8 protein-coding genes and 1 pseudogene are annotated in these 11,614 nt (G+C 38.3%); 1 reads left to right on the plus strand and 8 read right to left on the minus strand.

Going from position 1 to position 11,614, the window contains the following annotated elements; translation table 11 throughout:
* Nucleotides 1-172: 172 nt before the first annotated feature.
* The 7 genes and pseudogenes from AC5WOF_RS03640 to AC5WOF_RS03670 form a co-directional block, all read right to left on the minus strand.
* Nucleotides 173-667, minus strand: a complete 495-nt coding sequence (locus AC5WOF_RS03640; RefSeq protein ID WP_496048575.1) for a DinB family protein — start codon at nucleotides 665-667, stop codon at nucleotides 173-175.
* 261 nt (nucleotides 668-928) lie between these two features.
* Nucleotides 929-1,057, minus strand: a pseudogene (locus AC5WOF_RS03645) (hypothetical protein); the annotation flags it as partial.
* A gap of 190 nt (nucleotides 1,058-1,247) precedes the next feature.
* Nucleotides 1,248-1,490: a hypothetical protein gene (locus tag AC5WOF_RS03650; protein ID WP_496048576.1), complete on the minus strand. Its 243-nt coding sequence runs from the start codon at nucleotides 1,488-1,490 to the stop codon at nucleotides 1,248-1,250.
* A 333-nt stretch (nucleotides 1,491-1,823) separates the two neighbouring features.
* Entirely contained in the window at nucleotides 1,824-4,604 is a 2,781-nt protein-coding gene (locus AC5WOF_RS03655; protein ID WP_496048577.1) for a type 2 lanthipeptide synthetase LanM family protein, read from the minus strand.
* 601 nt (nucleotides 4,605-5,205) lie between these two features.
* Nucleotides 5,206-6,702, minus strand: coding sequence for a malate:quinone oxidoreductase (locus AC5WOF_RS03660; protein ID WP_496048578.1), 1,497 nt, complete (start codon nucleotides 6,700-6,702; stop codon nucleotides 5,206-5,208).
* A gap of 375 nt (nucleotides 6,703-7,077) precedes the next feature.
* The gene (locus AC5WOF_RS03665) at nucleotides 7,078-8,919 is read right to left on the minus strand and encodes a HEAT repeat domain-containing protein (protein WP_496048579.1); all 1,842 of its coding nucleotides are present in this window, start codon (nucleotides 8,917-8,919) and stop codon (nucleotides 7,078-7,080) included.
* Nucleotides 8,920-9,127: 208 nt separating this feature from the next.
* Nucleotides 9,128-9,667: an Rrf2 family transcriptional regulator gene (locus tag AC5WOF_RS03670; protein ID WP_496048580.1), complete on the minus strand. Its 540-nt coding sequence runs from the start codon at nucleotides 9,665-9,667 to the stop codon at nucleotides 9,128-9,130.
* 167 nt (nucleotides 9,668-9,834) lie between these two features.
* On the opposite strand from AC5WOF_RS03670, the gene AC5WOF_RS03675 reads away from it, so the two are divergent.
* On the plus strand, nucleotides 9,835-10,272 hold the full coding sequence (locus AC5WOF_RS03675; protein ID WP_496048581.1) for a carboxymuconolactone decarboxylase family protein: 438 nt from the start codon (nucleotides 9,835-9,837) through the stop codon (nucleotides 10,270-10,272).
* A gap of 252 nt (nucleotides 10,273-10,524) precedes the next feature.
* Here AC5WOF_RS03675 and AC5WOF_RS03680 read toward each other — a convergent pair whose 3' ends face one another.
* Nucleotides 10,525-11,613: a GerAB/ArcD/ProY family transporter gene (locus AC5WOF_RS03680; RefSeq protein WP_496048582.1), complete on the minus strand. Its 1,089-nt coding sequence runs from the start codon at nucleotides 11,611-11,613 to the stop codon at nucleotides 10,525-10,527.
* Nucleotide 11,614 lies beyond the last annotated feature (1 nt).

The following is an 11,614-nucleotide window of genomic DNA, read 5'->3' on the forward strand; positions in this document are numbered from 1 at the left end:
TATCCCTATAGAAAAAATAGCGTTTTTCTAATACTATTCTATTTTTTAGCTTGATTGGGGTATGGCAACCAAAAGCGAAATATGGAGCCAGATACAAGACATCCCCTCAGGTCTTCACTTTTCCTCTATTGGGTTTATTGCCTCAGAATCTGTTTATCGCCATGAATTTATTTCAGGATTCTCCGAATGACCGCTTAGCCGGCCAAGAACCTTGAAGTTTGCAGATTTGTATAATTTGCCCGGTGTGATACGCATCGTGAAGAATGAGGCTGTATAACCACATGCCAACAGGGTCCGGAATCTCGCGCTCCAAATCGTAATCGCTGTACCCAGCAATGATGTTGCGAATCGATTGATGTACGTCGTCCAGTTTCTTAACAGATTCTTCCCAAGCGGACGGTTCTACAGAAGTGACGGCAAATGTGTCGTTGTTTGTCAAACCTGAAGGATTCTCGGTTTCTTCACCCGTTAGACGCTTCAGGAACCGTTCCTTGTAAAACGTCAAATGGTGAACGTTCTCCCAGATCGTATTGATCGGAGCGCCTTCAGGCTTCCAATTCGCTTGCTCCGCCGTAATGTCTTTGAGCGCATCCGCCAACGGAGGATACCAGTCTTGTTTGTCGTAACCAATTTCCCATCCGTGCAATAACAATGCTTTCATGTCCATACGATTCCTCCTGAAATAAAAATATGTAACGACTAATAAATGAACCTTCGCTCAAACTTAGAGGCGGGGATTTCTTACCATAAAAAGCAAAGAAGTTCCTGCATCCACCAAGGTTACACTTGGGAAATTCAGGTCTGAGAACCGGGAATCCTCTCGGGTTCCTAAGTAAGCAACATACATCAGAAGGTGCAAGGGGCGGAACAACCCACCTACTACTTCTTACTTTAGCAATTTGTAAATATTTTCAATTGGTAATTGTGACTATATGTAGTATCTTACCATATAGAGCTTTGGAAAAGATATTTCTTGCTTCATGGATATCTCAGTGTTCGTTATACTCCACCTGCATCGATAGTTTCGAGAAGAGATTTTCTTCTTGCAGACCGGACATGTCTGACTCGTATAGAATTCGTCTACTTCGTGAAGTCAGGGCTAGAAGCCGGGGACTTCTTGTGCCTATTAATAAAAAAACCGATTCTAATTGGAGAATCGGTGATTATCATTATTTGATTAAAATGCACTTCGTGTGACGTTACTGGTTTTAAGCCTTCTAAATTACTTTATCGGCTCCTCACATGAATTATTTCACATACCAGCATGGACCACATCCACATCCCTGAGCATCACAGCAACCACCGTCATCATCCCAACTGCCGTCACTACCATAACTATTTAAACTTGGGCCACTGAAAAACGAAGATAGAACTGGAACCACTCCAGAAACTACCAGCGCTGGAATACCAACTAACAAATAGCCTCCTGAAATCAATTGAACTCCACTGATAGCAAAGATAAAAAAGCTCATGATGGATAAAAGAAACAAATTACCCCTCCTTTTCTTTGCAATACATGAATTTTGATTTTTCTATAAAATCATTATACTATAATTTAGATTTATTGACAGGTTTTCTATTTGCTTTTGATTCACTTCTCTACTTCTAAATTACTTTTTCAAATATCATGCAATCCATGTTTTGTATATTATTCATCTATGGACAGAACTCTTACAAATTTTAAATATTAATCCTTCATGAATACCGCCTCTTCTAGTTTTGAACGTAAAAATACCACTCGGTGCGTGAGTGGTTTAGCATATTTCTTCATCACTATCTACTTTATTATCCAATCGACTAGACAGCAATTCTTCAATGAGGTCTTATTCTAATACCAAAACACAGGGAACAACCTCAGGAGCAACCATACGAAGGGCACCATAACCAATACCAGCAAGTCCAGTCATAAACCCTGGTGTTCTCACTTGCTGAGGAGTTCCACAGCACCAATCATTTCTCACCAAACTGTCTCCTACATATGATTTAATATTTTCTATTTGTTTCCTCCATCGGCTATCTTCGAGAAACCTATTGGCTAAAACCAAGAAATCGAGATTTCCGAGATCACCGTGACATAAAGAGTGGTTGTTTCCAAATCCCCTTGCAAGGGTAGTATCTGCTGAGATGTGTAATTCCTCTTGTAGTACAGGATCATCCATGATCGGAATCAGCCTCAAACGAGAAAAACCAACGCCGACTGCTCCTGCACACCATTTCACAACATAACTGGAACTACGTAAATCTATCCAGTTTCTCTCGTTTGGGTTATACTGACTTCGCTCATATGCCAGCGATTTTCGCACTGCCTCTTTATATCGTTTATCACCTGTATTGGTATAAAGTTCAGACAAGGATAACGAAAAACCAGAAGCTCCATGAGCCATGCCAGTTAAAGGTTGACGATCCTTTACTGATGACCAACCAATACCAGTGTCCATCGGAGACGCTATATCAAGTAAGCGATCTCCATATCGAATCGCAATTTGTTTCAGTTGGGAGTCCCCAGTAGCTTCATACAAACGAAGCAAGATCAGCAAAGTCCCCGCAGATCCACCTATCCAATCCAGTTCTTGATCTTTCTCAGGAATGTCTAGATGCTGAACGATAGATATCGCCTGCTTAAGTAATGATTGATCTCCCCATAGCTTGGAGAGATGCAAAAAGACATAAGCGACCCCACTCCAGCCTGAAAAAACACCGATAGGTAAATCGTTTGTATCTGTATTCTGAAACATTTCCCATATTTTCTCGCAGATATCCTTTGCTATCGTTGTAAAACGATTCTTTCTTGATAGTTCTCCTAGATAACCCATAAATAAAGCAATACCAGACAGCCCATTATAAAAATCATGATCCAGTCCTGTTAACTTCCAACCATTGTTCGTTTGATGAAGACCAATCCAATCATCTTGAATTTTATAGGTTTGTATCAGATGATCACCAATAGCTAATGCTGGTTGCAGCCAATCTGTCACAAGACCAATACCTACATCCCTTTTTCTCATGACTGATAGTTTCTCTTCGTGCTTCTTTGGATCTAAAATAGACAAAGCAGCACGAATCACCCAAGATTGTCGTTCCATATTTTCCTTGGAAAGCGACAAAATTCTTTCATTCACCAACGCCTGAGAGGAAGAAGAGAAAAAATTTTTTATCTCTCCTCCTTTATCGTTCCAAAGACTACAAGAGTCAGGTGATGATTTAAAATAAGGAATATCCATTATTTTTAAACTATTTATCTCCCACTCCAGTACGTCACCTAGATAACCTTGATCTTTGAGTGCGAGTTTCAAATAATTAGCAAAAAAAGACTTTTGAACATCATTCGATTGTACCAGCTTTGGATGATTCGCATCTCTAAGCAGTAGCCCGTAAGTCCTAGTATCGCGGAGAATCACACGAATCGAATCAGATCGAAACAAATCAGTACGCCTGATAAGTTCATGTTTATATTCTGTTAAAAACAGGTACATCTTTTGAAATCCATAGATAAAGGAATCCGCATAATCATACGCAGATACAGATTTTCCATTTTGCGATGGTCTATTTTCAGAAGGTGACGACTTGACCTCCTTGTATACCAAATGCATGGTATCTGTTCCTTCCTCTTTCCAATAACCCCTCTTATTTGGGATAACCTGCCCTTCTTCTCCACCAAATCCGCTAATATCAATCCCATCCGTTTGATCTTTTCCTCGAATTCTAATCGGTACCAAACATGTTCGAATTACAGAATCACTTAATGGGTCCTTCTTCCCGATTCGCGGATGGAACAGAGACTCTGTATCGACAATCACGGGATATTTTCCTACTGCAATACAGTTTTCTTGATGTATATCTGTTGCATCAAACACATACAAAACAGCTAATAATCCCCCTAAATGCTCATAAAAAAAGACAAGTTCCTCTTCTTGTTTACAGGTTTCCTGTTTCACTACTTCTACCCAACCACTATGTTGGCTGCTAATCATCGTTAACAACTTAAACTGAAATCCACTACTTTCATTTAACCAGCACAGCAATTGCTGAAAGTGTTTTTCAACTGCAATGGATCGTGGCTTATAAATGAGTTCGATACCAGTATCAAACATTAATTTTGTCACCGTTTTACCAAAATTATGTTCATCTCCCAAGCCTAACTCCATGCCCTTTACCTTTCCAATAACACCGTTTTCTCCAAATGTATGATTGATCTGATCCCAATCCGATTGCAGAGCATCAATCAAAAAGGAGAGCGAAGAAACCCAATTAGAGAGTAAGATGTACAATTGGTCTTGGAGGACAGGATATTTCTCCCAAAAAGCTTTTTTATGTTCTTTCAAAGACAATTGATAACAAAAAAAAGCAAATCTCGTTCGCGGGGAATCTCCTTCTAATTTTCCGTCTACTCGTTGATAGTTGAGTTCCAGTACCAACGCTTTTCCCAATAGATGAAATGTCTTGAAATGAATGTATGGGATCAAATCATTCAATACTAAGTCAACATGTACAAGATCAGAGTCTTGCATCTTTGTCCTTACTTGAGCGATCGCTTCCTCTAATTCATGATCAATAAAATGCAACATAGCTACTTTTGATTCAGATAGTATATCTTTTATCTCCATTAACCCCCTATTTTTATGATGAATCAAAACCACCCGTTCACACACGAGTGGTTTGTTCAGCATCGAAAAGCTTTTTTACAGGGCTATATACGGTTTGCCAACTGTCTTTTTCTAGAAGACTAATGGACTAACCTACCAACATATGTCGGTTCGACCATAGCTATCGCTAAGTCCTAGAGAAGATTCGATATCGCTTTCTGATACTTGGATATCACCAATCACTGTTTCCATTAACAACTCTTTTTCCAATTAAACTGCACCCCTTCAATTCATAGTATCGTAATCATACATCATAGGAATATAGCTCTTCTTTTTAGAAGACTATTCTTATTATAATAGAAAACACAAAAATTAACAAGTTTTCCCTAATTTGCAAATAATGATCACTTTTGCCGTTTAAGGTTGATTTGATTTCCATTACTTTGGGACATGACTAGAAGCTACTCCATGTTGATTTTCATTTCTTGGATTTAGCTATTTACAAAAAAACATATAGGCATGTTTGTAAAAGGAAAAAGCGCATGCAGACTTATGACATGCGCCAAAATAATAAAAAATCTTATTTTTTCATTTATACCTTGATTTTCACCTTCAAAAATAGCTAAAAACCAGCTGCTTTTTCGGTTAGACCTAGCGTCTGCACTGTTAAAGCATGAATTTCGTGCAGAAGCGATGGGTTTTCCCGTAGCGACACACCATAAGAGGGTATCATTTCTTTGATTTTTGCTTCCCACTCTTCTATCTGGTGCGGGAAACATCTTTTGACGACTTCAAGCATCACATGAACAGCTGTAGAAGCACCGGGAGAAGCGCCTAGCAATGCAGCAATCGAGCCATCAGCAGCCGTAATTACTTCCGTACCGAATTGAAGCGTCCCTTTTCCGTTATCCGTATCTTTGATAACTTGTACACGCTGGCCTGCCACTACTAAATCCCAATCTTCACTTTTAGCGTTTGGGATAAACTCACGTAACTCTTCCATGCGCTGTTCTTTCGACAGCATCACTTGCTGAATCAAGTATTTCGTCAGTGACATCTCTTTTGCACCTGCCGCCAACATTGTTAGGACATTATTTGGTTTTATGGAAGTTACTAAATCGAACATGGAACCAGTTTTTAAAAACTTTGGTGAGAAACCAGCAAATGGCCCAAATAATAACAATTTTTTATTTTCGATATATCTGGTGTCCAGATGCGGAACAGACATTGGCGGAGCACCAACCTTAGCTTTACCGTATACTTTTGCATGATGCTGTGTGATGACATCTGGATTATTGCAGACCATAAATATTCCGCTTACTGGAAATCCACCGATATGCTTTCCTTCTGGAATACCAGATTTTTGCAATAAATGCAGACTTCCTCCTCCTCCACCTATAAAGACAAATTTTGCAGTATGACGTTTCGTATCTCCACTATCGAGATCCCGTACTTTTAATTCCCACAACCCGTCGCTTGTACGTTTCATATTAGTCACACTATGTTTGTAGTGAATATCGACATTTTTACGCTCTAAGTGGTCAAATAACATGCGCGTCAAAGCACCGAAGTTGACATCTGTTCCAGAATCTATTTTTGTTGCTGCTATAGGTTCGTTCGATGCACGGCCCTGCATGATAAGCGGAATCCATTCCTTCAGTTTTTCCGGATCATCAGAAAACTCCATATCTTGGTATTGAGGATTGTCTGACAGCGCTTCAAAACGTTTCTTTAAAAACGCTACATCTTGTTCCCCCTGTACAAAACTCATATGAGGTAATGGCATGATAAAATCATGTGGATTATTTATCAGCTTTCTATTAACAAGATAAGACCAAAACTGCATGGACAGCTGAAACTGTTCATTTATTTTTACCGCTTTACTAATATCTACAGACCCATCCGATTTTTCGGTCGTGTAGTTAAGCTCACACAATGCAGCATGTCCTGTTCCCGCATTATTCCATTCATTCGAGCTTTCCTGTCCTGCGTTTGGGAGCTTCTCAAACACTGTAATTTCCCATTCTGGTACTAACTCTTTCAAAAGTGTCCCCAAAGTCGCACTCATGATTCCAGCACCAATTAAAATCACATCTGTTTTCGTTTCTCTGTTGCTCATTTTTACCAACCTTTTACCCTGAAATTTGCAGAAAAGATGTGGGCGTCACATTAAGCTAAGGCGTAGTCACACACCTTCCTGTTCCACTATGACCATAACATAGCGTACTACAATTACTTGTAGAATGAAATATCTTCAAACATATCATTATTTACTAGTTTGAATCTGGTAGGTTCCATGTTGTTCATCTAACTCCATGAAATGCTTTCCATGACTTTCTGAGACCAGGACGGAATTACTACTACATCATCTATTTTACAAACAACTTTAAATAAGTTCAATTTCATATGACATATTAATCTTCTTGAATGAAATGTATTTTATGAAAAACTATAAAACCTCGAAAAACAGATATTTCTTCTTTTCTTCCAAACTCTAGTTCTTTTTTAGCACAATGATATGTGGAGTTAATCCACCCATTTCAACAGGTTGATCTAATTCCAGCGTAAATTTATTTTTATAAGGAGATATCGCATGATGTAACAATTTTACTTCTTGCGTTAATAGGACTGCTCTTCCACCTGAATCAAGTACTCTGTTAACTTCCTTTATAAATGATGGATACAGGGCAACATTTGCCTCATGATCACCTACGCGTCGACCGAAAGGTAAGTTCGATACCATTACAGACACACTGTTGTCTGCTAGCGGGAGAGATGCAGCATTCCAAACTTGTAAATCAACATTCTCACATTCGCTTAGGTTTCCAGCAGCTGTCTGCACTGCTTCCTCATCCAGATCTCCACCTTTTAATGAACGATAAGTTCCAAATGCCGCTCGATCAAGCAACAAAGTTCCCGATCCACAAGTGGGATCAACAAAAACATCATGTGGAGAAGGCTTTGAACATAAAACCATTGCTCTGGCAACCCGCCAATCAAGAGATGTGGAACGTAATCTCCTCGCAGGTCTACTCATTTCTTTTTCTGTAATAACAGGTACCGTTTGGAATATTGTTGACTGTATTTTTATTTCCTTAAATCGATTGGTTAGCTGCCCTATGTTGTGATCATGAACATAAGGATTGATGGTAATATCCTCCTTTTCCTTCTCATTGAAATAAGCTAGAATACCGTGAACCTGCATGATGGTATGTAATGATCGAAATTTTTCCAAGTCGAATTCGTCTAGTACGACTTCGATCCAGCCATCACCTGTTACACCTTTATGAAGTGTAACCCCTTGCAAAGCTGCCTCTTCTGCTATAAAATTTTCCAACCCTGGTAAAGTTTCTAAAATGTAGCGGCCCCATTTTGGAACTAATGATTGAATCTGCTGCAATACTGTTTCATTTTCTATCATTGTTTCTGCGAGATTTCTTAGTTTGGGAGAGGCATGATTTAATTTTAATGACTCTATGCTATTCTTGACTTTTTCCTCATTCAGATAAGGAAAAAGATGTTCTAAAGAAGATTTAACAACTGCATTACTAGAATCACTGAGCAATTTGATAAGATAAGACAGCTTAATATTTTTGGGTAACAATGAATTTGCTATCGAGTGGCAAACCGCTAATCGAACATTTTCACGAGAGTCATCTACTAACCTTTTATAATCAGCATCATAAAAAGTAACATAAGGTAGTGCACGGAGTAAGGACGATAACACTTGATTATCTTTTGTTCTAACAATTGCTCGAATAAAAGCGCCTCTAATATCCCCACTGGAACTAGAAGCATCTTTTAAAGCAGCTTGAACAGCTTCTTGTGTACAGTCCAATGATGGAATGAGTTTCATAAATGCAGAGTGACCTAACTTCATGCCACTAACCAGTACTCCTTCTGTTAACCTTGCGCTCGCTCCTTGCAATAGTTGATTCAAATCAGCTATAGCAGATTGATCTCCAATTTCCCCTATCGCCCAAACAACCGTCTTTGTAACTTTGAATCCAAATCCTTTGTTCAACAACTCAGATAAAGCAGGAATACCTTTTTTCCATCTAAGCTTACCCATCGCCCATACAGCCATCTGCACGACATCAGAATGCTTGTCTTTTAATCCTTTTAGGATTTGATCCGCAAACCCCATGTCACGCATTTCACCAATTAAAGCGAAGGTTGTTCGACGAACCTTAAAATCTTTTGCATATAATCCTTGCACGATAGCCTCTTCTCTTTCCTCAACAGAAGAAGACAAGAGTTTTTTTGCCACTTTTACACGAGACTTTTCTTTTCCTTTTGCTAAATCCAAAATAGATACATATAAAGTGCTGTTCAAAAAGCCTACCACCTTTATTTTCAACCTCCATAAAGCACAAGGTCTTTTTCTCCACCCTTATGTACTCTCAAAAACACTGTTTCTAATATATCCTACCTAGAGCTAATGTGGAAAAATATTAAGGTAGAAACTCATCATTAGTTGACATCGATTGAATTTTCAGCCCAAAAAAGATGCCCTAAAAAACTGGACATCCATAAGCCAAGCTTTATTTACCTTTTGTTTCCTTTATCTGCTTATCCGCCCGGATTGCAGCAAAATATGCTTTTGCATCTTCCCGAAATTTCTCTGATAGATGCTTCTTGAGCTGGTTATCTAACCATCTCAATGTTTTATCGCGTAACTCTTGGCGCATTTTCTCTTCCGCTCTGAGCATCGAATTATTAATTACACAAAAAGGATTTGGTGTATCCATATCCACACATCCTGCATCATTCTTATCACTCAAAATACTTTTGCATGAGACATTTTTACATTGGAAAATAGGTTTTGCACCTTCTACTGCCTCAATGACATCCCAAAACGAAACGGATTCTGGTGTTTTGGCTAAACGATAACCTCCTTTAACCCCAGGAACAGAATCAACAATCCCTGATTTTGATAGCTTACCAAACATCTTGGATAGATATGTTTCTGAGATTCCTTGGAATTCAGCAAGTTCCTTAATCCCGATTGTAGTGTTAGGCGGAATATCTATTAAATAAACGAGAGAATGCAGACTATATTCTACTCCAACGCTGTATGCCATACTAATTCCTACTTTCTTATTGCTAATCCTTGTATAAATCCTAGTGAGAATAGTATTAATCTGTCAAGTACAGAAAATACTGTTGACATATTTGTAAATCGATAGTATCATCAACTTGTGTTATCGACGATATAATTAGTCTACAATACAACAAAGGAGTGTTCAACATGGCACAACGCATCAATTACGCGGGACAAAAAAGTGAAAGTCTCGATATCTTATATGGAATGGAAAAATATATTATGAAATCTTCCATTTCAAAAACAATTAGGGAACTAGTTAAAATTCGTGTTTCCCAAATCAATAAATGTGCTTTTTGTATTAACATGCACACAGAAGATGCTCGTAAAGCAGGAGAAACTGAAAAACGTATCTATGGTTTAAATGCTTGGGAAGAATCTCCTTTCTATACAGACGAAGAAAAAGCGGCATTAAAATTGGCAGAAGACATGACTCTATTACCATCAAAAGGCGTTCCAGATTCACTATATGATCATGTTCGTACCTATTTTAGTGAACAACAATTTATAGATCTAGTATTGGCTATTACCCAGATCAACACTTGGAATCGTATTTCCATCGCAACAGGTAATGTTCCTCAATAATTGAGACATTGGTACACAGTTCTTTTGAACCAGAATTGCAAAAGATCGTTTCTTGACGAGGACAACTGTAATACAAAAAGGATGGATTCCGTTAAAGGTTTCCATCCTTTTTTGCCAACTACTGCCGCCCTTCCAAGACTTCCGATTAAACTCATGAAATAACTCGATCATCGTTCGTTTTTCAATTCGTGAGACATAGGAACAGGATATCCTTAAATTCTTCGCAATCTCCCTCCATCAATTAATTTCTTACTACCTTTGTTGAACAAAACGACTTTTGATTAAATGAACAATCCATAAAAGCAATGGAATTCCGATGATGTCCACTATAAATATCAATTGATACCATATGGTCTTCCAGAAGGTTAAATTTGTCATTCCTGTTTTGGGTACAGCAAAGAATCCAATACCAACCAGCAGAAGAACTACAATTAAAACTTTTTTCCAATCTTTTAGGTGAAAGTATTGAGCTATCCCATAGCTAAGCATAAACGTAAAGGTGGACAGCAAAACCAGATATTGTAATATCCAAACCGAGACAGTGAAAATTTCTATATTTTGAATAAAGTCAAAGATCGAAGTCATTTTTACATAGCTAATGAGGGGGTAAGACAAATCCACTGTCACCTTAGAGCCAAAAGCAAGGAAACATATTACTGTCCAAATGACAATTACAATCAACATGGAACTGACACCCCATAGAGCTGTAAAGGTTTCCTGCTTTGGCTTAGAAAAGTAGGGGATGAGCATTAGTGGTAGTGAGGAGACTAAACTCATTATGGAAGTAGCGATAAATGCCCCATAGAGAATATTTTTCCATCCTGATTCTGCATAGATAGGTAGAAGTTGTTCCCAGTCCCATAGTTTTATATTAGCAACCATAATGATGACAATAACGACACAAAAGAGTGGACCCACCCATTCACTAAGTCGACAAATTGCGGTTAAACCGCCTTTAAATAATAGGTAGGCAATAGCTAGGAGGAACAGTAAGAATAATATGGATATAGGTGTTTGTTTGATGACAGCAAGATTTAAAATCCCGATTAAGTCAAAAAAGCATGCTACGATTAACAGGTACCAGGCAATAAAATAGGGAAGAACCAGTAGTTTACCTAGCCATCTCCCCATGATTTCCTGGCTAAATTCTACAATCGTTTTATTTGGATATAACATACATAGTTTTGCTAATAAATAAGTAATGCCAACGGTAAAACAAGTTGCTAAGATCATGGAAATCCAAGCATCTTGTTTCGCGTATAATACGGGAGGACTAATAGCCCAAAAGACGACACTCATCAGGAAAAAGAGCCAAAATATTTGCCACTTAGATATTTTCACC

This window comes from Shimazuella sp. NTD250 (genome assembly GCF_059510375.1).